The sequence below is a fragment of the Streptomyces sp. NEAU-YJ-81 genome (assembly GCF_017592595.1).
Classification (GTDB): Bacteria; Actinomycetota; Actinomycetes; order Streptomycetales; family Streptomycetaceae; genus Streptomyces; species Streptomyces hygroscopicus_B.
In genome coordinates this window covers 110477-135014 of the sequence record NZ_JAGFNO010000018.1, presented here as the reverse complement: position 1 = coordinate 135014, position 24538 = coordinate 110477, and the positions used below count along the sequence as shown (strand labels likewise).

At 70.9% G+C, this 24538-nt stretch carries 21 protein-coding genes and 1 tRNA gene; 8 read left to right on the top strand and 14 right to left on the bottom strand.

Features of this window, described 5'->3' with window-relative positions:
• Window positions 1–390: 390 nt before the first annotated feature.
• Both J5X86_RS31500 and J5X86_RS31495 read left to right on the top strand, forming a co-directional pair.
• Complete coding sequence (locus J5X86_RS31500) at window positions 391–1380, top strand: XRE family transcriptional regulator (protein WP_308124785.1); 990 nt, start codon at window positions 391–393, stop codon at window positions 1378–1380.
• A complete protein-coding gene (locus tag J5X86_RS31495; protein WP_374229310.1) occupies window positions 1377–1907 on the top strand; it encodes an N-acetyltransferase family protein in 531 nt (176 codons plus the stop codon). Before J5X86_RS31500 ends, J5X86_RS31495 begins: the two co-directional genes overlap by 4 nt.
• A 67-nt stretch (window positions 1908–1974) precedes the next feature.
• Here the strand turns inward: J5X86_RS31495 and J5X86_RS31490 are convergent, their stop codons facing one another.
• Together J5X86_RS31490 and J5X86_RS31485 are read right to left on the bottom strand one after the other, a co-directional pair.
• Window positions 1975–2577: a DUF4352 domain-containing protein gene (locus J5X86_RS31490; RefSeq protein ID WP_208520092.1), complete on the bottom strand. Its 603-nt coding sequence runs from the start codon at window positions 2575–2577 to the stop codon at window positions 1975–1977.
• Between the two features lie 214 nt (window positions 2578–2791).
• Complete coding sequence (locus tag J5X86_RS31485) at window positions 2792–3541, bottom strand: SDR family NAD(P)-dependent oxidoreductase (protein ID WP_208520091.1); 750 nt, start codon at window positions 3539–3541, stop codon at window positions 2792–2794.
• Window positions 3542–3669: 128 nt separating this feature from the next.
• Between J5X86_RS31485 and J5X86_RS31480 the strand changes: the two genes are divergently transcribed.
• Window positions 3670–4104 (top strand): Rrf2 family transcriptional regulator, encoded by a 435-nt coding sequence (locus tag J5X86_RS31480; RefSeq protein ID WP_208520090.1) that lies wholly within the window; start codon window positions 3670–3672, stop codon window positions 4102–4104.
• A 311-nt stretch (window positions 4105–4415) separates the two neighbouring features.
• Here J5X86_RS31480 and J5X86_RS31475 read toward each other — a convergent pair.
• The 4 genes from J5X86_RS31475 to J5X86_RS31460 all read right to left on the bottom strand — a co-directional run bounded on the left by J5X86_RS31475 (window position 4416) and on the right by J5X86_RS31460 (window position 7408).
• Window positions 4416–4488, bottom strand: a tRNA-His gene (locus tag J5X86_RS31475).
• 111 nt (window positions 4489–4599) lie between these two features.
• A complete protein-coding gene (gene orn / locus J5X86_RS31470) occupies window positions 4600–5208 on the bottom strand; it encodes an oligoribonuclease (RefSeq protein ID WP_208520089.1) in 609 nt (202 codons plus the stop codon).
• A gap of 5 nt (window positions 5209–5213) precedes the next feature.
• Window positions 5214–6536 carry a helix-turn-helix domain-containing protein gene (locus J5X86_RS31465; protein WP_208520088.1) on the bottom strand — a complete coding sequence of 441 codons (1323 nt, stop codon included), beginning with the start codon at window positions 6534–6536 and terminating at the stop codon, window positions 5214–5216.
• 497 nt (window positions 6537–7033) lie between these two features.
• A complete protein-coding gene (locus tag J5X86_RS31460) occupies window positions 7034–7408 on the bottom strand; it encodes a hypothetical protein (protein WP_308124784.1) in 375 nt (124 codons plus the stop codon).
• Window positions 7409–7907: 499 nt separating this feature from the next.
• Here J5X86_RS31460 and J5X86_RS31455 point away from each other — a divergent pair, with 499 nt between their 5' ends.
• On the top strand, window positions 7908–8429 hold the full coding sequence (locus J5X86_RS31455; RefSeq protein ID WP_014060893.1) for a universal stress protein: 522 nt from the start codon (window positions 7908–7910) through the stop codon (window positions 8427–8429).
• A gap of 657 nt (window positions 8430–9086) precedes the next feature.
• On the opposite strand, the gene glmS is transcribed toward J5X86_RS31455, so the two are convergent.
• From glmS to J5X86_RS31440, 3 genes are all read right to left on the bottom strand, one after another.
• The gene (gene glmS, locus J5X86_RS31450) at window positions 9087–10919 is read right to left on the bottom strand and encodes a glutamine--fructose-6-phosphate transaminase (isomerizing) (protein ID WP_208520087.1); all 1833 of its coding nucleotides are present in this window, start codon (window positions 10917–10919) and stop codon (window positions 9087–9089) included.
• A 148-nt stretch (window positions 10920–11067) separates the two neighbouring features.
• Window positions 11068–11343, bottom strand: coding sequence for a hypothetical protein (locus J5X86_RS31445; protein WP_208520086.1), 276 nt, complete (start codon window positions 11341–11343; stop codon window positions 11068–11070).
• 110 nt (window positions 11344–11453) lie between these two features.
• Window positions 11454–12362 (bottom strand): DUF4429 domain-containing protein, encoded by a 909-nt coding sequence (locus tag J5X86_RS31440; RefSeq protein ID WP_208520085.1) that lies wholly within the window; start codon window positions 12360–12362, stop codon window positions 11454–11456.
• A gap of 103 nt (window positions 12363–12465) precedes the next feature.
• Between J5X86_RS31440 and J5X86_RS31435 the strand changes: the two genes are divergently transcribed.
• A complete protein-coding gene (locus tag J5X86_RS31435) occupies window positions 12466–14100 on the top strand; it encodes a beta-N-acetylhexosaminidase (protein WP_208520084.1) in 1635 nt (544 codons plus the stop codon).
• 82 nt (window positions 14101–14182) lie between these two features.
• On the opposite strand, the gene J5X86_RS31430 is transcribed toward J5X86_RS31435, so the two are convergent.
• The 4 genes from J5X86_RS31430 to J5X86_RS31410 all read right to left on the bottom strand — a co-directional run bounded on the left by J5X86_RS31430 (window position 14183) and on the right by J5X86_RS31410 (window position 20525).
• A complete protein-coding gene (locus J5X86_RS31430) occupies window positions 14183–15349 on the bottom strand; it encodes an acyl-CoA dehydrogenase family protein (protein WP_208520083.1) in 1167 nt (388 codons plus the stop codon).
• 3 nt (window positions 15350–15352) lie between these two features.
• Window positions 15353–16285, bottom strand: coding sequence for a hydroxymethylglutaryl-CoA lyase (locus J5X86_RS31425; RefSeq protein WP_208520082.1), 933 nt, complete (start codon window positions 16283–16285; stop codon window positions 15353–15355).
• Complete coding sequence (locus J5X86_RS31415) at window positions 16282–18795, bottom strand: biotin carboxylase N-terminal domain-containing protein (protein WP_243981914.1); 2514 nt, start codon at window positions 18793–18795, stop codon at window positions 16282–16284. Before J5X86_RS31415 ends, J5X86_RS31425 begins: the two co-directional genes overlap by 4 nt.
• Window positions 18796–18872: 77 nt before the next feature.
• Window positions 18873–20525, bottom strand: coding sequence for a carboxyl transferase domain-containing protein (locus J5X86_RS31410; protein WP_208520081.1), 1653 nt, complete (start codon window positions 20523–20525; stop codon window positions 18873–18875).
• Between the two features lie 93 nt (window positions 20526–20618).
• Between J5X86_RS31410 and J5X86_RS31405 the strand changes: the two genes are divergently transcribed.
• The 3 genes from J5X86_RS31405 to J5X86_RS31395 all read left to right on the top strand — a co-directional run bounded on the left by J5X86_RS31405 (window position 20619) and on the right by J5X86_RS31395 (window position 23565).
• The gene (locus tag J5X86_RS31405) at window positions 20619–21245 is read left to right on the top strand and encodes a TetR/AcrR family transcriptional regulator (RefSeq protein WP_208520080.1); all 627 of its coding nucleotides are present in this window, start codon (window positions 20619–20621) and stop codon (window positions 21243–21245) included.
• Window positions 21246–21454: 209 nt separating this feature from the next.
• Complete coding sequence (locus J5X86_RS31400) at window positions 21455–22612, top strand: acyl-CoA dehydrogenase family protein (protein ID WP_208520079.1); 1158 nt, start codon at window positions 21455–21457, stop codon at window positions 22610–22612.
• 59 nt (window positions 22613–22671) lie between these two features.
• Complete coding sequence (locus tag J5X86_RS31395; protein WP_208520078.1) at window positions 22672–23565, top strand: acyl-CoA thioesterase II; 894 nt, start codon at window positions 22672–22674, stop codon at window positions 23563–23565.
• Between the two features lie 121 nt (window positions 23566–23686).
• Here the strand turns inward: J5X86_RS31395 and J5X86_RS31390 are convergent, their stop codons facing one another.
• Complete coding sequence (locus J5X86_RS31390) at window positions 23687–24496, bottom strand: phosphatase (protein WP_374229309.1); 810 nt, start codon at window positions 24494–24496, stop codon at window positions 23687–23689.
• Between the last annotated feature and the right edge of the window lie 42 nt (window positions 24497–24538).

Sequence of the window (24538 nt, the reverse complement as noted above, 5' to 3'; positions counted from 1 at the left end):
GAGTGAACGACGGCTCGCCGCGCGAGAGGAGGAAGTGTCGCCCCCGTGTGCAAACCTCCCAGCCGGAAATTTCTGGTCGACTCCCCTCACGGAGGGGGCTCTCATGGCTACGGTGGGTACGTGGAGGGGAACGAAAGCCTCAATAACGCCATGCAAGAGATCGGCCTCACTCAGGCCGGGCTGGCCGACGCGGTGAACGTCCGCCTGATGTCCCAGGGGTATGAGGGCACGGTGAGCGACCGGACGGTTCGCAACTGGCTGACCGGAAAGACGGGTTGGCCGCACCCTCGGCAGCGGGCAGCGTTAGAGGCAGTATTCGGGTGTACCGCCGAAGTACTGGGATTCGTCCCACCGGTCCGAAGATGTCCCACCACCGAACCGGAGGAGCCCGTGAGGCGCCGGAACTTCCTGACTGCCACCACCGGTACGACGGCCGCGGTCGCTGTACCTCTCGTCGCACAGCACTCCGTAGGCACCTCCGACGTGATCCGGCTCCGTTCCGGCTTGGACGCCTTGGTGGCGCTGGACGCCAAACGGGGAGGTCACGACGAACTGGAGCGTATGGCCCTCGCCGGGGCGGCCGAGGCGCTGGAGAAGCAGAAGCTGGGCGCCTCCCAGCGCATTCGCCAGAGGCTGTTCAGCGTGGCCGCCGATTACACATGCAGGGCCGCTTGGTCAGCCATCGACGACAAGCGGACCGACCGGGCCCGGGGCTTGCTGGACCGGGCGCTTTATCTGGCCGGGATGGCCAAGGACTCCACTGCCGAGCTGGAAGCCTGGAACTTGTACTCCAGTCTCTCCCACCATCGTGGTGCGTACACCGAGGCCGTCGACTGCGGCTATGCGGCCCAGGCGACGGCCATCGCCCGACGGGACCCGTTCTACGGCTCCCTGGCCCACGTCCGCACGGCGCTCGCCCACTCCACCCTGGGTGAACGGCAGGCCGCCTTACGCTCCCTCGGGTGCGCCCACGAGGCATTGGGCAAGGCGTCCTTGGATGATCCCCGGCCGATCTGGACCGCCTTCTACGGACCTGGCGAGCTGCTCGCCCTCACGGCCATCGTCCGGGACAATATCGGCGAACCCGTGGAGGGCGAGGCCGCCTCTCACCAGGCCCTGGCGGGCATCCCGAAAGCGTTCCGCCGCAACCGTGCGCTGGCCACCGCACGGCTCGCCCTGACCCAGCTTCACCAGCGCGATATCGACCAGGCGTGCGCTACCGCCTCCACGGTCTTCGAGCTGATGGCGGGACACCCGATCCCTGGCCGAATGCGCTCACTTCTCGGTGACTACTACCGTGACTTGATCACTGTCGCCCCGGACGCGGGCGTCGCCCGAGAGTGGGGAGACCGCTACCGATCCGAATGGAGTCGATCTTGAGTGCCGCTGGCCTGGACGTCCGCCACTTCACCCACGCGGACCTCCCGGAGATCCGCCAGACGCTGATCGATGTGCACGCCGACGCCCAAGCCGAAGCGATGGACGACGAGTTCAACCAGCGCTTCCCCTGGTTCGTGGACCACTGGGGTGGCAACCCGGAGTTCTCCTGCGTGATCGCGTTCGACGGCGACAAGGCAGTGGGCTTCGCGTACGGCGCCCCGGCCAGCCCCGGTCGTGAGTGGTGGCGCGACTACCTCGACCCGGCGCCGGACAAGGACGTGACCTTCTCGTACTCCGAGCTGGCCGTGATCCCGGAGTGGCGCAAGCAGGGACTGGCCGAGCGGCTGACCCGCACGCTGATGGCAGGGCGGGACGAGGTCCTTGCGGTCCTGCTCGTGGACACCGAACATCCCCGGGTGCAGGCCCTGTACGAGTCCTGGGGCTTCCGGAAGGTGGGGGAGCGCCAGCCCTTCCCGGACTCTCCGCTCTTCGCCGTGATGCTCGCGGAGCTTCCGCTGCCGAGCTGACGCCAGACACACCGAAGCGCCCTCTCACCTACGCGGAGATGAGAGGGCGCTCACGTCGTGACTGGGGCTAGCCGATCTTCCACTGGCCGGTCTCGTCGGCGAAGCCACTGTTCATCGAGAATTGCAGCGTGGCGACCTTCGACGCGTTGGGCACCTCGATGACGATCCAGCCGAGTGCCTTGTCGCCTGCGGGGAGTTTGAGATCGGATGTCATCTGTGGCCCGGCAGTGATGTCGCCGAACGTGGCGTCGAACCGCTGGCCTTCACTGTCAGCGGCCTGGACGCAGTTGGACGGGCTGTCGCTGTAGGCGGTGGTGCCGGTGTTGGTGAGCTGAAGTTGAACAGCGACCCAGCGTTTGCCGGACCCGGGCGTGGTGAACTCGTCGGCGCTCTTGGCGGGGTCCAGCCACTTCTTCACGGTGACGTCGAGCTGTTCACCGTCGTTCTGGCCTGAGAGGGTGAGCGTGTCGCCGACGCGGGCGTCTTGGGCCCGCTCGGGTTCGTCTGTCGCGGCCGGTGTCTGCGCGGGGTCTGCTGCCTCGCTGGTGGTTGCGGCCTGCGAGGAGGACTGGGCCTTGGGACTGGTGCTGATCTTGCTGCCCTCGTTACCGCATGCGGTGAGCGGCAGGCAGAGGATGGCGGCGGTGAGTGCGATGGCGCGAGTGCGCATGGTTCCCCCCTGAGTGCGTGCTGATGTGCTGTGTGTGGGGGGATGAGCACTGTATCGGTCGTCTGGGCTGGTGTGGAGGGATTCGGCTGGACATGTCGCCGCCCAGCCGGTGTCGACGGGGTGGGTCGCCCGAGCACTGCCAGGAGCGCGGGTCGTCGGCGGTGCGCGCCCCGAGGGCGTGATGTCCTTCGGGGCGCGCGGCAGGGGTTCCGGTTCAGGCGTTGTAGCCGCCGTGGGCGTCCAGCACCGCGCCCGTGACGTACGACGCGGCGGGGCTCGCCAGAAAGGCGATCGCCGCGGCGATTTCTTCGGGGTGACCCATGCGTTGCAGGGACAGCGAGCTGACCAGGGCCTTGAGGGTCTCGGGGTCCGGCGCTTCCATGCCGTCGGCCATGATTCCGGCTTCCACGACGTTGGCCGTGATGTCCCGGGGTCCGAGGTCCCGTGCGGCCCCCATGGTGTACCTCTCGATCCCTGACTTGGTCGCCGAGTAGTCGGCAGCTCCCGGGACACCGACCCGGGAGCCCAGTCCGGAACTCACCGTGATGATGCGGCCGCCCGTGCGCAGCACTCGGGAGGCGGCCCGGATGATGGCGATCACGCCGAGGTAGTTGGTGGCGTGCATCCGGTCCAGTGCGGCGGTGTCGGCGTCCGGGTCGTCCACCGTGCCGGCCACGGAGATCGCCGCGTTGTTGACGAGGATGTCCAGGCCGCCGAAGTGCGCCACCACGTCGTCGATCAGCGCTGGCGCCTGACTCATGTCCGCCTGGTCGGACTTGAAGGCGACGGCCTTCGCTCCCTTGCCGCGCACCTCGTCGACGACAGCCTGCGCCTGCTTCTCGGAGCTGACATAGGTGAAGGCGACGTCGGCGCCCTGCTCGGCCAGCAGTCGTACGGTCGCGGCTCCCAGTCCGCGCGACCCCCCGGTGACCAGGGCGACCTTGCCCGTGAGTGGCTTGCTCATTCTTCTCACCTCGTTGATTGGCCCTTCCCGACAGTCGCAACGCTAATTGTTACGACAGCTTGTTGCAACCATCACTGTTACGACTGCACTGTCGTAACATAAAGCGTTGCGGCCGAGAGGAGGGGTTCATGAGTGCCAACAGCAGGTTGACCATCGCCGCCCACGCGCTGGCCTGGATCGGTCTCTACCAGCGCCAGGGCCATGAGGTCGCCACCTCCGAGCAGATCGCGACCAGCGCGAACACCAATCCCGTGGTGATCAGGCGGCTGCTGGGCGAGCTGCGCAGGGCCGGGCTCGTGGAGTCCCGGCGGGGCGTGGGCGCGGGCTGGTCGCTGGCGCGCGAGCTGGGGTCGATGACCCTGCTCGACGTGTACGAGGCAGTGGAACCCGGCCCGCTGTTCGCGATGCACCGCACCACCCCGGACCAGGGATGCGTGGTGGGTTACGGCATCCAGCCGGCGATGCAGGGCATCTACGAGGGCATCGAGGAGACCCTGAGACACGAGCTGGCCCACGTCACGCTCGCGAACGTACTCCGGGACGTACTCGCGGCACCTCGCTAGCCTCCCCGTTACGCCCTGACATCACCAAGATCCCCCAGCCATGCCCAGGCCGGCGAACAGCCCGGCAACTCCTGCCGCTGGAGCTGGGGTTCGGTTCCGGACAGACCTGCTGGCGGCGCCGACACTGGTCCGTCGCCGGTCGACCGGCGGAAGATGGGCAGTTGGTGGTGCGCGGTTGCGGGGTGCGCCCGATGGTCGCCATGCACGGAGAGCGGGAGCGTTTCGGGGGCTCTGTTGGGCCCGCGGGCGGCTGGAATGGACAAAAGATCAGCCGGTGCCGCGTTTCCGCAGGTCACCGGCTGATCTGTAAGGGTGAGTAACGGGACTCGAACCCGCGACATCCTGGACCACAACCAGGTGCTCTACCAGCTGAGCTATACCCACCATGACCGGCGCTTTCCGCACCGGCCGAGAAAAAGTGTACAGGGTCCGAAGGGGTGCTCGCTCCCGGCTTTCGGGGTGTCGGGAGCGAGCACCGGGTCGGGCCGGCCCGGGTCAGGTCTGCCGGGCGGGCAGGACGTGCTTGGCCGCGATGGTCTTCGCCGTGTCCGAGTCCGGGCCGGGCGCGGGGACGAAGATCGCTTCACGGTAGTAGCGCAGCTCGGCGATGGACTCGTGGATGTCCGCGAGCGCGCGGTGGTTGCCGTTCTTCTTGGGGCTGTTGAAGTAGGCCCGCGGATACCAGCGGCGGGCCAGCTCCTTGATCGAGGAGACGTCGACGATCCGGTAGTGGAGGTAGCTCTCGAGCGTCGGCATGTCCCGGAGGAGGAAGCCCCGGTCGGTGCCGACCGAGTTTCCGCACAGCGGGGCCTTGCCGGCCTCGGGGACGTGCTCGCGGATGTAGGCCAGGACCTGTTCCTGGGCGTCCTCGAGCGTGGTCCCGCCCTCGAGCTCGGCGAGCAGGCCGGAGGTGGTGTGCATCTCGCGCACCACCTCGGGCATGGTGACCAGCGCTTCCGCGGGGGGCCGGACAACGATGTCCACTCCCTCGCCCTGGATGTTGAGCTCGGAGTCCGTGACCAGCGCGGCCACCTCGATAAGCGCGTCGTTCGCCAGCGAGAGCCCGGTCATCTCGCAGTCGATCCACACCATGCGATCGTTCATACGTCTCACCCTACGGGGCGTTCCCGCTGGCCGGGCAGGGACGGACGGCCCGGAGCGCGGCCCGCGGCCTGTTCGGGCAGCCGTGGGGCGTAGGCGTCCGACTCCGGTTTGCCAGGGTCCGGATGCGGAGCGTGATGGTGGTGCGGAGGATGCCCCGAGTGACCGGTGGGACCGCCGGGCGCGCCCTGCCGCCGCAGCGGCAGGGAGTGGTCGCCCGAGCGGGGTTCGATCACCTCGGCGCGGTCGGGCCGGTCGGCCCGCTCCAGCCGCTCCAGGCGGTCGGGGCGGTCCGTACGCTCCGTCGGCCCGCCCTGGGGCCTGCGGGCGCGGTACGCGGCCCGGTAGGCGGCCGGGGAGGACCCGAGCTGCCGCCGGAAGTGCCCGCGCAGCGCGACCGGCGAACGGAAGCCGCAGCGGCCGGCGACCTCGTCGACCGAGTAGTCGGAGGTCTCCAGGAGCCGCTGCGCCTGCAGCACCCGCTGGGTGATCAGCCACTGCAGTGGAGCGCTCCCAGTGAGCGAGCGGAACCTGCGGTCGAAGGTTCTGCGGCTCATATAGGCGCGGGCGGCCAGGGCCTCGACGTCGAACTGCTCGTGCAGATGCTCGAGCGCCCACGCCACCACCTCGGCGAGCGGATCCGCCCCGATCTCCTCTGGTAACGACCTGTCCAGATAGCGCTCCTGCCCTCCGCTGCGGCGTGGCGGGACGACCAGGCGCCGGGCGAGGGCGCCGGCGGCGTCCGCGCCGTGGTCGGTGCGCACGATGTGCAGGCACAGATCGATCCCGGCGGCGGTGCCCGCCGAGGTCAGTACGTCGCCGTCGTCGACGAAGAGCTCGCGGGGGTCCACATGGACCGACGGATAGCGCTTGGCGAGCGTCGGCGCGTACATCCAGTGGGTGGTCGCCGGGCGGCCGTCCAGCAGCCCGGCTGCGGCCAGTACGAAGGCCCCGGTGCACAGGCCCACGATCCGCGCGCCCTCCTCGTGCGCGCGGCGCAGCGCGTCGAGCGCGGCGGCCGGTGGCGGCTGGGTTATCGACCGCCAGGCCGGTACGACGACGGTGCCGGCCCGGGAGAGTGCCTCCAGGCCGTATGGTGCGGTCAGTTCCAGTCCGCCAGTCGTTCGCAGTGGCACATCTTCGCCCGCGCACACCAGCAATCGGTACCGAGGGACTCCGGCGTCCTGCCGGTCGATACCGAAGACGGAGAGCGGGATGGAGCTTTCGAAGATGGGGCCGCCGCTGAACAGCAGCACCGCGACGATTTCTCGTCGCCGGCGTCCGGAGAGCTTGCGCGAGGTCTCCGGTACGGTCGTGGAGTCCTGGCTCATGGCACTAAGCCCCCCTCGGTGGTCGCGTCCTCTCGGTCCTGCACGTTTCCCCTCGGTCCTGAACGGTTCCCCCGCCGGTCATGGCCAAGATCGAATCTACTGTGTCGCGTGTGGTCGCCGTGACCAGTTCACCACCCGCCACTATGTCGACATGGGAACTTGGCGCGAAGCATTCGATCACGAAGCGTTGCACTCGTAGCCCTCGCTGTGAAGTACGCCTTGTGCGGACACCCACTTCCCGTAGGGGGTACGTGCGCCGCGGACCCCTTTCCACGCTGGCCGGACGGGTGTTGAGCACGGCGTTTGCCAAGGGAAGAAGTGTGGACCGAAGTTGGCTTAAAACAAGCGGGCGCACGCGTACGGATGCGTCATGCGACCGGCGTACGGCCGGCTCGTACATCCTCCGGGCTCGAGTGACGCTCCAGCGGCGCTCGATCAGCGCTGAGTGTACGGAGCGCTACGGACCGCGTCCCCGGTCCCGGTCCCTTCGCGCGTCCTCAGACGCGGCGGCCGCCCCGGTGCGCGCCGATCCCCGTACGGCCGTGGCGGCCCCGGTGCGGGCTGACGCCGTCCGCGTCCAGCCGGGCCGCGGTGCGCTCGGAATGGCGCAGCAGGGCGCGGCTGGCGGCCGTCACGGCGGCGAGACCCGCACCGGCCCCCAGGGCGCCGCCGACGGGTAATCCGCACATGAGCAGGACGACGGGGACCACGGCGCAGCCGAAGGCCGCCCAGCGGATCACCTCGCTCACGGCGTCGCTAGCGGTGGGCTGGACCGGGGCTCGAGCGGGGCTTGGAATATGGGGCCGTCCGGGTGTCCCGGCCGTGTCGCCGGGGATGCCGCCGGGGGCGTCGTACTCGCGGGCGACGGACACGGGCAAGGCTCCTCTCGAGCGGCCGGCGAGATGTCGGCAGGGCGCTCCGCGCGGGGGTGGGGAGGGGCGGCGGGCCGGGGATCCGGGCAGGTGAGCGGGTCGGGCCGGGGCCGCCGCAGCGGCTGCCGCTACTACAACGCCCGGCCCGCCCCCAGGTCACTGCCGGGCGGCAGCGCGGCGTACCGCGGCGGTCCGGCCGGGCCGGGCGCCGGGCCGGGGCCCGGGCGTGGCGGGGACCACTTGGGGCATTGCGTTACGGGCCGCCCTCCGGCATGCTCCGGGGAACGCTTCGGGCGGCTCCGCTCCCGTGGCTACCTCTGGGCAGGTGGTGGAATGCCGCCGTACCCTTGGGGGTAAGGGCTTGGAAAGATGAATCCCGGACGGATTTCGACCCCTCGAGATCGTCCCCGAGCTCCAGCGGAGCTCAAGTCCCCCGACAACCCCCAACCTGAGCCCCCGCCGATCCCTCCGCACGAGGACATCCTTCGCCGAGACACCGATGGCCGGTCACGAAATCCCCGAACCCGCGGACCGCAAGCGGGTCGCCGATCACATGGCGACCCCCGAAGCGGCGGAAGAAACACGTCATTCCTGCGATCCAGCGTTCCAGCACGGTGTTGTGGTGGGATTCGACGGCTCCATGTCGAGCGAACGCGCCCTCGCCTACGCCATCGGCATGGCCCGGCGCTCAGGCTCAGGTCTGATCATCGTCCACGTGGCCAACCGGCTGCCGACGACGGTGTGGGCGGGCTGTGAGCCGCCGGTCTTCGTCGACGTCCCCGATCACCGCACCGAGGTGCTGGGGCTCGAGCTGGCCTGCGCCGATCATCTCTCCGAGGTGCCCTGGATCCTCGTCGAGCGAGGCGGGGACATCTGCCATGAGCTGGAGGAGGTCGGCCGGGAGTACGCGGCCGACGCCATTGTGGTGGGCTCCACGCACGGACTGGTGGGGCGGATCTTCGGCTCGGTCGCGGGGCGGCTCGCCCGGCGGGCGCAGCGGCCCGTCATCGTCATCCCCTGAGCGTCGGCTGAGCGTCCCTTGACGTCGGCTGAGCGTCCCTTGTCGTCGGCTGGGCGCCCTTGAGCGTCCGCTGGGCACCCCCTGAGCGTCCGCTGGGCATTCCCTGGACGTCCCCTGGGCGTCCGCTGAGCATCTCCTGAGTGTCACCGGGTGCCTCCGTGCCTCCGTGCCTCCTGGTGCCTCAGAGCGCTCCAGGCGCTCCATATGTCCCCGAGCGGCCCCCGAGCGCCCCTGAGCGGCTTCTCCGGGGCTTTCCGGCCCCTCCAAGTCCCCGTGTCCTGGCGCGCCGTGCCCCGGCGCCTGTTCGTCAAGCGCGGTCGTTCAGCCCAAAACCTCTGCCGTCGGCACGACTTGGCGCGGACGCCTGGAACCGGACACTCCCAACTCCCCTTGACCGCAGGTGAGATGGCGTCAAGTTCATCTTGACAACGGACAAACCTACCCGCGCGTAGAGGTGGATTGCGCGTTTGTGAGGGGTACAAAACGTTCGATCGTGCCGGCGCGCGGGAAGTGACGGTTCCCGCGAGTCGGCCAGCCGCCGGCGCAATAGGGCGACGCCGGCGAAGGGGAGGCGGCCCCCGCGTGCGTGGTGGCACACGCGGGGGACCGCCGAAGGGCTCGTGGGGGGATTCGCCGAGGTCGCGCGGGTGCGCGAGGCTATTCGACCGTCACCGACTTGGCGAGGTTGCGGGGCTTGTCGATGTCCCGGCCGAGCGCCAGCGCCGTGTGATAGGCGAGCAGTTGGAGCGGGATGCCCATGAGGATCGGGTCGAGTTCCACCTCGTTGCGGGGTACCACGATCGTGTGGTCCGCCTTCTCCTGCTCCCGATGGGCGACGGCCAGGATCCGGCCGCTGCGGGCCTTGATCTCCTCCAGCGTCGCGCGGTTCTTCTCCAGCAGGTCGTCGTCCGGCAGAACCGCCACGGTCGGCACCTCGGGCTCGATCAGCGCGAGCGGCCCGTGCTTGAGCTCGGAGGCCGGGTACGCCTCGGCGTGGACGTAGGAGACCTCCTTCAGCTTCAGGGACGCCTCGCGCGCCACCGGGTAGCCGCGGACCCGCCCGACGAACATCATGCTCTTTGCGTTCGCATATTCCCCGGCGAGCTTTTTGATCTCTTCCTCGCCGCTCAGCACCTCGGCGATCTGCTCGGGCAGCTTGCGCAGCCCGGCGATGATCCGCTTGCCGTCGGCGACCGAGAGATCGCGGATCCGGCCCAGGTGGAGGGCGAGCAGCGCGAAGGCGACGGCGGTGTTGGTGAAGCACTTGGTGGAGACGACGCACACCTCCGGGCCCGCGTGGACGTAGACCCCGCCGTCCGTCTCCCGGGCGATGGCGCTGCCCACGACGTTGACGACGCCGAGCACCCGCGCGCCCTTGCGCTTGAGCTCCTGGACGGCCGCCAGGGTGTCGTAGGTCTCGCCGGACTGGCTGACCGCGATGTAGAGGGTGTCCGGGTCCACGACCGGGTTGCGGTAGCGGAACTCGCTCGCGGGCTCCGCGTCCGCCGGGATCCGGGCCAGCTCCTCGATGAGCTGGGCCCCGATCAGGCCCGTGTGGTACGCCGAACCACAGCCGAGGATCTTGACCCGGCGCACCCCGCGCGCCTCGCGGGCGTCCAGGTTGAGCCCGCCCAGCCGGACGGTGGAGAACCGGTCGTCGATCCGGCCGCGCAGCACCCGGTCCACGGCGTCGACCTGCTCGTGGATCTCCTTGTGCATATAGGTGTCGTGGCCGCCCATGTCGTACGACTCGGCCTCCCACTCCACGGTGGTGGGGGAGGTGGAGGTGCGGCTGCCCTCGGTGGTGTAGGTGCGGTAGTCGTCGGCCTTGAGGGTGGCCATCTCGCCGTCGTCCAGGGTGACCACCTGGCGGGTGTGGCTGACCAGCGCGGCGACGTCGGAGGCGACGAACATCTCCTTCTCGCCGATGCCCAGCACCACGGGCGAGCCGTTGCGGGCGACGACGATGCGGTCCGGGAAGTCGGCGTGCAGCACGGCGATGCCGTAGGTGCCCTCGACCATCGAGAGCGCGTGGCGGACCTTCTCCTCCAGGGTGGGCGCCTGGGAGCGGCCGATGAGGTGGGCGAGCGCCTCGGAGTCGGTGTCGGAGGCCAGCTCGACGCCGTCGGCGGCCAGCTTGGCGCGCAGATCGTCGGCGTTGTCGATGATGCCGTTGTGGACGACGGCGACCTTGCCGTCCGCGTCCAGATGCGGATGCGCGTTGGTGTCATTGGGCGCGCCATGGGTGGCCCAGCGGGTGTGGGCGATTCCGGTGGTGCCCGCGAACCGCTTGGGAAGCCTGGCCTCCAGCTCGCGGACCCGGCCCTTGGCCTTGGCGGTCTTCAGCCCGGCGCTCTGGGCGCCCTTGGCGGGCTTGCCCTGGATCGCGATACCCGCGGAGTCATAGCCGCGGTACTCCAGGCGCTGCAGCCCCTCCAGCAGCAGTGGTGCCACATCGCGCTTGCCGATGTATCCGACGATTCCGCACATGGTGTTCAGGCCCTCCCATTGATCGCTTGTGCATGCTCGTGCTCGTGTCCGGCGGTGGCGGCCGCCATCGTGGACCGGTGCCGTGGACTGGCGTCGTGGACCGGTGCCGTGGACCGGTGCCGTGGACCGGTGCCCTGGACCGGCGTCGTCAGCCGTAGACGATGCGGCGTAGCTGGCGCAGCGAGAGTTCGGGCGGGGCCACCGCGCGGTACGGCAGCTCGGCCGTGATCCGCTCGAAGATCTCCGCGTTGCTCAGCCCGCCGGACTGCAGCTCGCGGTGGCGGCGCCGGACGAACTCCTCTGTCGTCTCGTCGAAGTACGCCAGTACGTCCAGCACCACCCGACCCGCCTCGCCGCGGCTGAGCGGCGTACTGCGGACCAGGTGGTCGATCAGGTCATCGTGGGACATTCGGCGGTCGAGCATCCGTTGATACTGCGATGCGGCGAAGTGTTTCGCAACATTCCTGCCCGATATCGGGCAGGACTGGGCCTCAATGGCGCGAAAACCGCACCTCGGTGGCGCGAGCCCGCGACTCAGGCGCCGGAAAAGCGGCGGAGTACGGCCTGTTTGGCGGTGGTGAACTCCGCCTCGGTGAGGATCCCGCTCTGGTGAAGATCGCCAAGTTCGCGCAGCCGTCGCAGCAGGACGTCGTGATCCACGTCACCCTCGTCGCCCCCGGTGGGCGGGGCGTCCGCGGGCGGCTCGGGGGCGGTCTGCTGGGCGGGGAGTGCCTTCGCCGGGGCGCCCGGATGCGGCATCCGCGCGATGACGGCCGCCGCGACCAGCGCCATCAGCGGATCCTTCTTGAACCCGTAGAGCACCACGGCATGCGGGTCGTACTTGGGCGCGGCCGTCGCCGTGGCCTTCGCCACGACGAAGCGGAGGTAGCCGTTCTCCAGCCCGGCGGCCGGGACCCACTCCACCAGCTCCAGGTCCGGCAGCAGGATCGTGCGGGGGCCGCCGGACTTCTTCGACTCCTCGGTCTTCCAGTTCCAGTCCAGCCGGATCCGCTCACCGTCGAACGAGGCCGTGGCGTCGCCCGCCGAGGCCGAGACCGGCACCGAGGGGCCGGGCAGCACATAGTGGTCGCAGGGGCCGGACGGCACCTGATCCAGGGCCAGGCCCTGGCGGACCTCGTCGACCAGATACTCGGCGAGATCCCTGCGCTCCGGTTCCACCGAGAGCTGATACGGATCGGCGGCGTCCGGCAGCTTGCCGCCGGTGGTCTGCAGCAGCGGGTCCGCCCCCTCGCGCAGCCGCAGCCGAAGCCGGCCCGACTTGCGCCCCGGCTCATAGGCGACACCGGCCAAGGCCACCAGGGGGACCGTCAGTTCGCCGAGCGCCTGCCGTACGGCGTGCACGCTGCGGTCCCGCCCCGGGACGATCCGGATCGCTTCCCCGTCAAAGCTCCAGGCGCCATCGCCCTGGGTGATTTCCGCCATGCGGTGAATTCTGACAGGCCCACAGCGACACATTGGTCTACACCTTGACCGCAACTGAGCCTCGCGGTACCCAAGATGCCACGTGCCGTTGAAGGGACCCCCTGTGAGACGACGTCGTGCCCGACTTCTGTGTTCCCTGCTGCTGACCGTGGTGGCCGGGGCGGGGACCGCAGCCTCCTCCGCCTCCGCCGCTCCGGCCGCTCCCTCGTCCTCCGCGCCGGACGCCGCGGCCGCCCCGACCCCCCTGGACCGGGTCGTGCCCGCGCCCGCGTCCGTACGGCCCGCGGCGGGCTCGTACGCGATCCACCCCGACACCCCCATCCGGGCGTCCGGCTCCGACGGCTCGGCCCGCTCGGCGCGCCGGGTGGCCGACTACCTCGCGACGGTGCTGCGGCCCGCCACCGGCTATCGGCTGCCCGTCACCGCACGGGCGGGTGGCGACGGCATCCGGCTGCGGCTGACGCCCAAGGCCGCCGCGGTGTCGAAGCTGGGCGCGGAGGGATACCGGCTGGAGGTGACCGGCCGCGCGATCACCGTCACCGCGCGCGGCTCCGCGGGGCTGTTCCACGGCGTCCAGACGCTGCGGCAGCTCCTGCCCGCGTCCATCGAGCGCACCACCCGGCAGGCGGGCCCCTGGCGGATCTCCGCCGGCACCATCACCGACGAGCCGCGCTATGCCTGGCGGGGCGCGATGCTCGATGTCTCCCGGCACTTCTTCGGCGTGGACCAGGTCAAGCGCTATATCGACCAGCTCGCCCTCTACAAGATCAACAGGCTGCATCTGCACCTCTCGGACGACCAGGGGTGGCGGATCGCCATCGACTCCTGGCCGCGGCTGGCCACGCACGGCGGCTCCACCCAGGTCGGCGGCGGCCCCGGCGGCTACTACACCAAGGACGACTACCGCGAGATCGTGAGCTACGCGGCCAGCCGTGAGCTGACCGTCGTCCCCGAGATCGACATGCCGGGCCACACCAACGCGGCGCTCGCCTCCTACGCGGAGCTCAACTGCGACGGCGTCGCCCCGCCGCTCTACACCGGCACCGAGGTCGGTTTCAGCTCGCTGTGCGTGCCGAAGGACGTGACGTACGACTTCGTGGACGACGTCATCCGCGAGCTTGCCGCGCTCACTCCCGGCCCCTACCTCCACATCGGCGGGGACGAGGCCCACTCCACCAGCCATGAGGACTATGTGGCCTTCATGGACCGGGTGCAGCCGGTGGTCGCCAAGTACGGCAAGACGGCGGTCGGCTGGCATCAGCTGACCGGTGCGCATCCCGCGAAGGGCGCGATCGCCCAGTACTGGGGGACGGACGGGAGCGAGAAGGAGGTCGCGGAGGCGGCCAAGGCGGGCACCAAGCTGATCCTCTCACCGGCCAACCGGACCTATCTGGACATGAAGTACGACGCCAACACGCCGCTGGGGCAGAACTGGGCCGGGTACGTCGAGGCGAAGCAGTCCTACGACTGGGACCCGGGCACGTACATCAAGGACGCCCCGGCGTCCTCGGTGCTCGGTGTCGAGGCACCGCTGTGGTCGGAGACCCTCGAGACCAGCGCGCACATCGAGTACATGGCCTTCCCCCGTCTCCCCGGCATCGCCGAACTCGGCTGGTCCCCCGCGAGCGCACATGACTGGGACAGCTACCGGGTCCGGGTGGCGGCGCAGGGCCCCCGCTGGGACGCCATGGGCATCACGTACTACCACTCCCCGCAGATCCCCTGGCCCACGAGCTGAGCCTCTCCCGGCACGGTGCCGGTGCCGGTGCTGGGGATGGGTCCCGGGGGCGCGCTGCCCCCGGGACCCACTCCGTGGTGGCTCAGCTCGCGAAGCCCAGCTCCCGCGCGATCAGCATCCGCTGGACCTCGCTGGTGCCCTCGCCGATCTCCAGGATCTTGGAGTCGCGCCACATCCGGGCCACCGGATACTCGTTCATGAAGCCGTAGCCACCGTGGATCTGGGTGGCCTCGCGGGCGTTGTCCACCGCGATCTCGGAGGAGTAGAGCTTCGCGATCGACGCCTCCTTCTTGAACGGCTCGCCGAGGACGAGGCGGGAGGCCGCGTCCCGCCAGGCCACCCGGGCCATATGGGCGCGCATTTCCATATCGGCCAGCTTGAACTGGATGGCCTGGTTGGCGCCGATGGGGCGGCCGAACGCCTCGCGGGTCCTGGCGTACGCCACCGACTCGTCCACACAGCCCTGGGCGAGCCCGGTGGCCAGGGCGGAGATCGCGATCCGGCCCTCGTCCAGTATCCGCAGGAACTGGGCGTAGCCCCGGGCCTCCGCGCCCAGCAGATTCGCGGCCGGGACCCGGCAGTCGGCGAAGGACAGCTCGCGGGTGTCCGAGGCGTTCCACCCCACCTTGGAGTAGGGGGCGGCCACGGTGAAGCCGGGGGTGCCGGACGGCACGATGATCGAGGAGATCTCGGGGCGGCCGTCCTCCTTACGGCCGGTGACGGCGGTGACGGTGACCAGCGCGGTGATGTCCGTACCGGAGTTGGTGATGAAGCACTTGGTGCCGTTGATCACCCACTCGCCGGTGGCCTCGTCCAACCGGGCCGTGGTGCGGGTGGCGCCCGCGTCCGAGCCGCCGCCGGGCTCGGTCAGGCCGAACGCGCCCAGCGTCTCCCCGGAGCAGAGCCCCGGCAGCCAGGTGCGCTTCTGCTCCTCGGTGCCGTAGAGGAAGATCGGCATCGCGCCGAGCGAGACCCCCGCCTCCAGGGTGATCGCCACCGAGGAGTCCACCCGGGCCAGCTCCTCCAGGGCGAGACAGAGCGCGAAGTAGTCCCCGCCCATGCCGCCGTACTCCTCCGGGAAGGGCAGGCCGAACAGGCCCATCCGGCCCATCTCGCGGACGATCTCGTACGGGAACTCATGGTGCTCCCAGTACTCCCCGATCTTGGGGGCGACCACATCATGCGCGAACGCCTCGACGGTGCGGCGCAGTTCCTCGTGTTCGGGGGAGAGTCGGTGGTCGATCGACATGGCTCAGGTCTCCTTCTGGGAGAGGGCGCGAACGGTGCGGGACGGGCTGGGCCGGCCCAGATGCCGGGCCATCCACACGCTGGTGGCGGTGAGACGGCCGATGTCGACCCCGGTCTCGATGCCGAGGCCGTCGAGCATCCACACGAGGTCTTCGGTGGCGAGATTGCCGGTGGCGCTCTTGGCGTACGGGCAGCCGCCGAGGCCACCGGCGGAGGCGTCGACGGTGGTCACGCCGTGCTGGAGCGCGGCGAGGGTGTTGGCGAGTGCCTGGCCGTAGGTGTCGTGGAAGTGCACGGCCAGCCGGTCGTTCGTGACGCCCGCCTCGTTGAGCGTGGCCAGCAGCTCCCGCACATGGCCGGGGGTGGCCACACCGATGGTGTCGCCGAGGCTGATCTCGTCGCATCCCATGTCCAGCAGGCGGCGGCTGACCGAGACGGTCTGGGAGATCGGGACCTGCCCCTCCCACGGGTCGCCGAAGCACATCGACAGATAGCCGCGCACGGCCACGCCCGCGTCCTTGGCCTTGGCGACGACCGGCTCGAACATCTCCAGCGCGCCGTCCACCGTACGGTTGAGATTGGCCTTGGCGAAGGACTCCGTGGCGCTGGCGAAGACGGCGATCTCGCGCGCGCCCAGCGTGAGGGCGCGGTCGAGACCGCGCTCATTGGGCACGAGCACGGGGAGCCGGGCGGCCACGTCGTCGATCAGCGGCATCAGTTCCTCGGCGTCGGCCAGTTGGGGCACCCACTTCGGATGGACGAAGCTGGTGGCCTCGACGGTGGTGAGACCGGCCTCGGCGAGCCGCCGGATGAACTCGGCCTTGATGGCCACCGGGACCAGCGCCTGCTCGTTCTGCAGCCCGTCCCGCGGGCCCACCTCATGGATCCGGACCCGGGTGGGCAGCCCGGGGGCCGGGACGGTCATGGGGAGGGTCATCGCTCACGCTCCTCGCTCTCGTGCGGGGTGACGACCGCCAGGAGCTGATCCATGGCGACCGTGCTGCCGGGGGTCACATCGAGCTCGGTGACGGTGCCGTCGTGCGGGGCGGAGATGAGGTGCTCCATCTTCATCGCCTCGACCACCAGCAGGCCCTGACCCGCGGTGACCTCGTCACCGACAGCCGCCTTCACGACGGTGACGGTGCCGGGCATGGGCGCGGTCAGCTCCCCGGCGTGGGCGGCGGCGGCGCCTCCGCGCAGCGCCTCCTCCACGGGGTCGTGCCCGACCACGCGCCAGGTGTCCCCGTCCCGCCCCAGCCAGTGGCTCGCGCCGTGCGCGGCATGCCGGAAGCGGTGGGTGACCCCGCCGAGGTCCAGCAGCACGGTGCCCTCGTCGAGGGCGATGAGCCGTGCCCGCGTGCCCGCGCCCGCGTCGACGGCCGGGCGCGGGTCCGCCGTGGCGGTCATGTCCGCCGCGCCCGCCGCGCCCGCCGCGCCCGCCGCGCGCGGGGCCGTGTCCGCTGCCGCGTGCGCCCCGCTGGGGCGGCGGTCCGCTGCCGCGTGGTGGGCGGCGGCAGCCTGCTCGTCCGCTTCCGCTTTCGGGGTGCGCACACTGGCGCCGGTGACGGTGCCGTCGTGGCTGGTCCGGGTGGGCGGGACATCCGCGCCGCCTTTGCCCGCGGCGCCCATGGGCCGGGCGGCCTCGGCGGCCGCCCCCTGCGGCCCGCCGGTCCGGCCGGTGGCGGGGGCCCCCGCGCCGCCTTGGCTCGTGCCCTGGGGCCCGCCGGGCTGGTCCGTCTCCCGGGCTGCCGCCGAGGTGCCGCCGGGGTGCTCGATGAGGAGCTCCGCGTCCTGGGCGCGGCCGCGCACACGGACCGTCACCGGGGGGTGGCCCGCTACACGGAGGCGGTGGACCGTCCAGGCGGGATCGCCGCCGAGGCGCCAGCCGGTCGGCACCGAGAACGGATCGACCCAGACGTCCGCGGCCGGGGCGCCGAGGCCGGAGCCGCCGGGCTCCGGGCGCCCACCGGATCCGCCGCCACGCGAAGTGGCGGGCTCCAGCGCCGCCTGGCGCAGCAAGGCCGCCGCCGCGTAGATCTCCTCCGGTATGGCCGGCGGGATCAGTGAGGCCGCCGCGCGGTCGACCAGGCCCGTGTCGAGCTCGCCCGAGGCGACCGAGGGGTGGGCGGCCAGCCGGCGCAGAAAGCCGGTGTTGGTGTCCACGCCCAGGACGGTCAGGGAGCCGAGGGCGGCGCGCAGCCGGCGCAGGGCGGTGGGGCGGTCGGGGCCGTGGGCGATGACCTTGGCGAGCATCGGGTCGTAGACCGTGCCGACCTCGGTGCCCGCGCTCAGCCCGGAGTCGACCCGCACCCCCTCGCCCTCCGGCTCGTCCAGCGCCAGCACGGTGCCGGCCGAGGGCAGGAAGTCCACCCGGCCGTCGGCCGCCGCGCGGGCGGTCTCGGCGCAGATACGGGCCTCCACCGCATGGCCGCTGAAGCCGATCTCGTCCTGCCCGAACGGCAGCGGCTCGCCCGCGGCGACGCGCAACTGCCACTCCACCAGGTCCAGACCGGCCTGCCCGCCGACCGACACCGTCAGCTCGGTGACCGGATGCTCCACCTGGAGCCGGGTGTTCATCTCCATGAAGCAGTACGCGGACGGATCGGCGCCCGGCACGATGAACTCGACCGTGCCCGCGCCCACATAGCCGCACGACCGCGCCGCCGCCACCGCGGCCTCGCCCATCCGCGCCCGGGTGGCCTCGTCCAGCAGCGGGCTGGGCGCCTCCTCGATGATCTTCTGATGGCGGCGCTGCAGCGAGCACTCGCGCTCCCCGAGGTGGACCGCGTGCCCCTGGCCGTCCGCCAGCACCTGGATCTCGATATGCCGGGGCCGGTCGATCCAGCGCTCCACCAGCAGCGTGTCATCGCCGAACGCCCCGCGCGCCTCGCGCCGGGCGGCCGCGATCTCGTCGGCCAGCAGCGCCTCGTCGCGGACCAGCCGCATGCCCTTGCCGCCGCCGCCCGCCGAGGGCTTCAGCAGCACCGGCATCCCGATCTCCCGGGCGGCGGCGGTGAGCTGGTCGTCCGTCAGCCCGCTGCCCGAGGAGCCCGGCACCACCGGTACCCCGGCCACGTGCACGGTCTCCTTGGCGCGGATCTTGTCGCCCATCAGCTCGATGGCTTCGGCGGGGGGCCCGATGAAGGCGAGGCCCGCGTCGGCGCAGGCGCGGGCGAACGCCCCGTTCTCCGCGAGGAAGCCGTAGCCGGGGTGGACGGCCTGGGCGCCGGTGCGCGCCGCGGCGTCCAGCAGCCGCTCGATGGACAGATAGCTCTCCGCGGCGGGGGCGGGGCCGATCCGCACCGCCGTATCCGCCTCGCGCACATGGCGGGCGTCCGCGTCCGCGTCGCTGTAGACGGCGACCGAGCGCACGCCCAGCCGCCGCAGGGTGCGGATGACGCGCACGGCGATCTCGCCGCGGTTGGCCACCAGCACGGTGTCGAACATCGCCGGCGACGGGCTCGCCGCACGCGGACCACTCGTCGAGCTCACTGGGCTCATCGGGCTCATCTGGTGCATCCCCCTCACATCCGGAAGACGCCGAAGCCGGGCGCCGCGGGCTCGGTGGCCGTACGGCCGGGCAGCGGTGCGTTGGCGCAGGCCGTAAGGGCGAGGCCGAGCACCGTGCGGGTCTCCAGGGGGTCGATCACACCGTCGTCCCAGAGCCGGGCGGTGGCGTAATACGCGTTTCCCTGTGCCTCGTACTGCTCGCGGACCGGGGCCCGGAACGTCTCCTCCTCCTCGGCGCTCCACTCCTCCCCGCGCGCCTCCATCTGGTCGCGCTTGACGGTGGCGAGCACGGAGGCGGCCTGCTCACCGCCCATCACCGAGATCTTGGCGTTGGGCCACATCCACAGGAAGCGCGGCGAATAGGCGCGCCCGCACATCGAGTAGTTGCCCGCGCCGTAGGAACCGCCGATCACGACCGTCAGCTTGGGGACGCGGGTGCAGGCCACGGCGGTGACCATCTTGGCGCCGTGCTTGGCGATACCGCCCGCCTCATAGCTGCGGCCCACCATGAATCCCGAGATGTTCTGCAGGAAGACCAGGGGGATGCCGCGCTGGTCGCACAGCTCGATGAAATGGGCGCCCTTCTGGGCCGATTCGGAGAACAGGATGCCGTTGTTGGCGACGATGCCCACCGGGTGGCCCATGATCCGCGCGAAGCCCGTGACCAGCGTGGTGCCGAACTCGGCCTTGAACTCGGCGAACCGCGAGCCGTCCACCAGCCGCGCGATGACCTCCCGCACGTCGTACGGTGTGCGCGAGTCGACCGGAACCGCCCCGTAGAGCCCCGCCGGGTCGACCGCGGGCTCCTGGGAGGGCTCCAGCGCCCACGGCGGCGACCCCTGCCGCATCGCGGACGGCGGCAGGGTGGCGACGATGGAGCGGACGATCCGCAGCGCGTGGGCGTCGTCCTCCGCCAGATGGTCGGTCACGCCCGAGACCCGGGAGTGGACCTCGCCGCCGCCCAGCTCCTCCGCCGAGACGACCTCTCCGGTGGCCGCCTTCACCAGCGGCGGCCCGCCCAGGAAGATCGTGCCCTGCCCGCGCACGATCACGGCCTCGTCGCTCATCGCCGGGACATACGCCCCGCCCGCCGTGCAGGACCCCATCACCGCCGCGACCTGCGGAATCCCGGAGCCGGACAGCCGCGCCTGGTTGTAGAAGATCCGCCCGAAGTGGTCGCGGTCCGGGAAGACCTCGTCCTGCATGGGGAGGAAGGCGCCGCCGGAGTCGACCAGATAGACGCACGGCAGGTGGTTCTCCAGCGCGACCTCCTGGGCGCGCAGATGCTTCTTCACCGTCATCGGGTAGTACGTGCCGCCCTTGACGGTGGCGTCATTGGCGACCACGACCACCTCACGGCCGGCCACCCGCCCGATCCCGGCGATCACCCCCGCCGCCGGGGCCTGGCCCTCGTACATCCCCTCGGCGGCGAGCGGGGCCAGCTCCAGGAACGGGGAGCCCGGATCCAGCAGTGTGTCCACCCGGTCGCGCGGCAGCAGCTTGCCGCGCGCGGTGTGCCGCGCCCGCGCCCTCTCCCCGCCGCCCAGCCGCGCCACGGCCAGCTTCTCGCGCAGCCGCGCGGCCAGCTCGCGGTGCGCTGCCTCATTGGCCTTCCAGGCGTCGGACGCCGGGTCGGCGCCGCTGTGCAGCGCCGGTGCCTGCTCCATGGCTGCGAGCCCCCTCGCTCGGTACCGTTAGTGAACGTTAACTAGTTACCACCAGGTTAACGACCACTAACCCCGGTGTCTAGAATCGATTTCATGAGCACGCAAGCAGCCGCCCCGACCCGCCGTGAGCAGATCCTCAAGGAGGCCGCCCGCCTCTTCGCCGAGCGCGGCTTCCATGGCGTCGGCGTCGATGAGATAGGTGCCGCGGTCGGCATCAGCGGCCCCGGTCTCTACCGCCACTTCCCCGGCAAGGAGGCGATGCTCGCCGAGCTGCTGGTCGGCATCAGCGGCCGGCTGCTGACGGGCGGCAAGCTGCGCGCCGCCGAGGGGGAGGGGGCCGGGCTCGCCCCGGCCGAGGTGCTGGACTCGCTGATCGAGGGCCATATCGACTTCGCCCTCGACGACCGCCCGCTGATCATCCTCCACGACCGCGAGCTGGACCGGCTCCGGGACACCGACCGCAAGCTGGTGCGCTCGCTCCAGCGGCAGTACGTGGAGCTGTGGGTCGAGGTGGTGCGCGAGGTCTACCCCCGGCTCGCCGAGGCCGAGGCCCGTGCGTGTGTCCATGCCGTCTTCGGGCTGCTCAACTCCACGCCCCACCTCGGCCGCCCCGGTGCCCTCCCCGGGCGCGCGGCCACCGCCGCCCTGCTGCACCGCCTGGCCCTCGGCGCCTTCGGCGGTGCCCACGGTGTGGATGGCGAGGCGGACCGGGCCTCATGAAGCGAACCGGGCCTCTTGAGACGAACCACGCCTCATGAAGAAGAAGGGTGGGCAGAATAAGGAGGCTGGACAGCCCTGGTGACTCACGGGTAGCTTTCACTGAGCAAGCGCTTAGGTGAGTGTTGCCAAGCTATCAGTTGAGGAATCACGACGGCGGTAGGCCGGTCCGCGGACGCGGCGGCGGCTCAGCCGTAAGGAGGGCCGCGCCAATGCGCCGCACGGTGTTCAACGAGGACCACGAGGCGTTCCGGGAGACCATCCGCGACTTCATCGCGGCCGAGGTCGTGCCGTACTACGACCAGTGGCGGGAGGCCGGCCAGGCCCCGCGCGACTTCTACAAGAAGCTCGGCGAGCTGGGTGTCTTCGGCATCGAGGTGCCCGAGGAGTTCGGCGGGGCGGGGGAGACCAGCTTCAAGTTCAACGCCGTCATCACCGAGGAGACCGCCCGCGCCGGGGTCAGCTTCGGCGGCAGCAGCGTCCACACCGCGCTGTGCCTGCCGTACCTCCTCAAGTACGCCAACGAGGAGCAGAAGCGGCGCTGGCTGCCCTCCTTCGTCACCGGCGACCTGATGACCGCCATCGCCATGACCGAGCCCGGCACCGGCTCCGACCTGGCGGGCATGAAGACCACCGCCAAGCTCTCCGAGGACGGCACCCACTACGTCCTCAACGGCGCCAAGACCTTCATCACCGGCGGCGTCCTGGCCGACCGGGTGCTGGTCTGCGCCCGCACCGCCCCGGCCACCCCCGAGGACCGCCGCGGCGGCATATCCATCCTCGTGGTCGACACCAAGAGCGAGGGCTACGCGGTCGGCCGCAAGCTGGAGAAGCTGGGCCTGAAGACCTCCGACACGGCCGAGCTCTCCTTCACCGACGTCAAGGTGCCGGTGGAGGACCTGCTGGGCGAGGAGGGCAAGGCGTTCGGCTACCTCACCCACAATCTGCCGCAGGAGCGCCTGGGCATCGCCGTCGGGGCGTACGCACAGGCCGCGGCGGCCGTCCGGTTCGCCACCGAGTACGTCCGGGACCGTACCGTCTTCGGCCAGGCGGTGGCGTCGTTCCAGAACACCAAGTTCGTGCTCGCCGACTGCCAGTCCGAGGTGGACGCGATGCAGGCGGTCGTGGACCGGGCCCTGGACGCGCACGACGCCGATGAGCTGACCGCCGCCGACGCCGCCTCCGCCAAGCTCTTCACCACCGAGCGCGCCGCCGTCGTCATCGACAAGTGCCTGCAGCTCCACGGCGGTTACGGCTACATGATGGAGTACCCCATAGCCCGGCTGTACGCGGACACCCGCGTCAACCGGATCTACGGCGGCACCAGCGAGGTCATGCGGTCCATCGTCGCCAAGTCGATGGGGCTGTGACGACCGTCATGAGCAGCGGCAACAGGACCGCAATCCAGGTCTGCAAGACTGCTTGAACCATGAATGACGCACTTCAGAGCCTTCTCGATCTGCTCGATCTCGAGCAGATCGAGGAGGACATCTTCCGTGGCACCAGCGACGCCGCCCCCCTCGTACCGCGGGTCTTCGGCGGTCAGGTCGCCGCCCAGGCCCTGGTCGCCGCGGGCCGCACCGTCCCCGAGGACCGCTCGGCGCATTCGCTGCACGCGTACTTCCTGCGGCCCGGCGACCCCGGGGCGCCCATCGTCTACACCGTCGACCGGATCCGGGACGGCCACTCCTTCACCACCCGCCGGGTGGTCGCCGTCCAGCACGGGCAGCCGATCTTCCATCTCTCGGCCTCCTTCCAGCTCTACGAGGACGGCCTCGAGCACCAGGAGCCGATGCCGGACGTACCGGACCCGCTGACCCTGCCCACCGCCGATGAGCTGCTGCCCCGCTATGAGCACCTCTTCGGCCCCGGGGTGACCGAGCGGATGCTCCAGGCGCGGGCCTCGATCGATCTGCGGTACGTGGACGAGCCGCCCTTCGGCAGCGTCGGACGGCCGCGTGAGCCCAAGTCGCAGGTTTGGTTCCGGACCAACGGCAAACTGGACGGCGTCGCCGACCACCCCCTGCTTCACGTCTGCCTGGCGACCTATGTGTCCGATATGACGCTGCTGGACTCCATCCTGCTCGCCCATGGGCGCGGCGGCTGGGCGGTCGGCGACATCGTCGGGGCCAGCCTGGATCACGCCATGTGGTTCCACCGGCCGTTCCGGGTGGACGACTGGCTGCTGTACGACCAGGAGAGCCCCTCCGCGTCCGGCGGACGCGGCCTGGCCAAGGGCCGTATCTTCACCGCCGACGGGCGGCTGGCCGTCTCCGTGATCCAGGAGGGGGTCATGCGGGTGCCGCGCGAGAAGAAGAAGTGAGCGCGGCGGGCGGCGGGTCCGCCCGGGCTCACCGGACGCCCGCAGGGACGGCCCGGGCCCGCCGGGCGCCCGCGGGGGCGGCCAGGAACCGCCGGGCGCCTGCCGCGGCGGCCCGGCGCCGTCAGAACTGGGCCGACAGCCCCGCCGCGTCCAGCAGATACGCCGTCATCGGGTCGTAGAACCGCGGGCTGGTGACGTGGTCGTCCAGCGGGACCACCACCGACAGCGTGCCCTCGGACTCGCCGAGGAAGAGCGCCGGGTCGTTGCAGTCCGCGTAGCCGACCGCGTCGATGCCCCGCTGCCCCGCGCAGCCCGCCCAGCCGTGGTCGGCGACCACCAGATCGGGCAGCGGCCGCCCCTCGTGGGCCAGCCCGTCGAGGATCGCCGCCATGGGCGCGGGGGAGTGGGTGTGCCACAGCGTGGCGCCCCTCTCCAGCATCGCCACATCGCAGAACTGGAAGACATACCCCTCGTCCGCCTGCAGCCCGCCCGGGATCTCCACGATCTCGCAGCCGGCGGCCCGCAGCGCCGCCGCCGTGGCCCGGTGGACCTCCAGCAGCCCGCCCGGATGCCCGGTGGCGAACAGCACCCGCTCGTTCGCCTCCGCCGCCTTCCGCAGCACCGAGGCCATCCGGTCCAGCGCGCCGACCGTCAGCTCCGGGTCGATCGTGTCCTGCCCCGAGCGGTACTCCGGGTCGTCCACCACGCCGCACCGCTCCGCCATGACCGCCAGCACGTCCTGCTCATCGGTCCAGCGGTCGCCCAGCTCCAGGCCGAGCCAGTAGTGGCGGTCGCCGTTCGCGAGCTTGCGGTAGTGGGAGAGGTTGTTCTCACGAGGAGTGGCGACATCACCCGCGATGCGCGTACGGATGAGGTGGTCGATCAGTTCGGCACGGCTGGGCACGGCGCTGGGTATCGGCATGTGGCCCATTGTCGCCTCTCCGACGGGGGAATGGGGACATCCGCCGCCGGT

What these genes read in the sequence shown, in the direction of transcription:
- J5X86_RS31490 (WP_208520092.1), bottom strand. Translation starts at nt 2,577, where the DNA reads ATGCGCACTCGCGCCATCGCACTCACCGCCGCCATCCTCTGCCTGCCG.
- J5X86_RS31485 (WP_208520091.1), bottom strand. Translation starts at nt 3,541, where the DNA reads ATGAGCAAGCCACTCACGGGCAAGGTCGCCCTGGTCACCGGGGGGTCG.
- J5X86_RS31480 (WP_208520090.1), top strand. Translation starts at nt 3,670, where the DNA reads ATGAGTGCCAACAGCAGGTTGACCATCGCCGCCCACGCGCTGGCCTGG.
- orn (WP_208520089.1), bottom strand. Translation starts at nt 5,208, where the DNA reads ATGAACGATCGCATGGTGTGGATCGACTGCGAGATGACCGGGCTCTCG.
- J5X86_RS31465 (WP_208520088.1), bottom strand. Translation starts at nt 6,536, where the DNA reads ATGAGCCAGGACTCCACGACCGTACCGGAGACCTCGCGCAAGCTCTCC.
- J5X86_RS31455 (WP_014060893.1), top strand. Translation starts at nt 7,908, where the DNA reads ATGGCCGGTCACGAAATCCCCGAACCCGCGGACCGCAAGCGGGTCGCC.
- glmS (WP_208520087.1), bottom strand. Translation starts at nt 10,919, where the DNA reads ATGTGCGGAATCGTCGGATACATCGGCAAGCGCGATGTGGCACCACTG.
- J5X86_RS31445 (WP_208520086.1), bottom strand. Translation starts at nt 11,343, where the DNA reads ATGCTCGACCGCCGAATGTCCCACGATGACCTGATCGACCACCTGGTC.
- J5X86_RS31440 (WP_208520085.1), bottom strand. Translation starts at nt 12,362, where the DNA reads ATGGCGGAAATCACCCAGGGCGATGGCGCCTGGAGCTTTGACGGGGAA.
- J5X86_RS31430 (WP_208520083.1), bottom strand. Translation starts at nt 15,349, where the DNA reads ATGTCGATCGACCACCGACTCTCCCCCGAACACGAGGAACTGCGCCGC.
- J5X86_RS31425 (WP_208520082.1), bottom strand. Translation starts at nt 16,285, where the DNA reads ATGACCCTCCCCATGACCGTCCCGGCCCCCGGGCTGCCCACCCGGGTC.
- J5X86_RS31415 (WP_243981914.1), bottom strand. Translation starts at nt 18,795, where the DNA reads ATGTTCGACACCGTGCTGGTGGCCAACCGCGGCGAGATCGCCGTGCGC.
- J5X86_RS31410 (WP_208520081.1), bottom strand. Translation starts at nt 20,525, where the DNA reads ATGGAGCAGGCACCGGCGCTGCACAGCGGCGCCGACCCGGCGTCCGAC.
- J5X86_RS31405 (WP_208520080.1), top strand. Translation starts at nt 20,619, where the DNA reads ATGAGCACGCAAGCAGCCGCCCCGACCCGCCGTGAGCAGATCCTCAAG.
- J5X86_RS31400 (WP_208520079.1), top strand. Translation starts at nt 21,455, where the DNA reads ATGCGCCGCACGGTGTTCAACGAGGACCACGAGGCGTTCCGGGAGACC.
- J5X86_RS31395 (WP_208520078.1), top strand. Translation starts at nt 22,672, where the DNA reads ATGAATGACGCACTTCAGAGCCTTCTCGATCTGCTCGATCTCGAGCAG.
- J5X86_RS31390 (WP_374229309.1), bottom strand. Translation starts at nt 24,496, where the DNA reads ATGGGCCACATGCCGATACCCAGCGCCGTGCCCAGCCGTGCCGAACTG.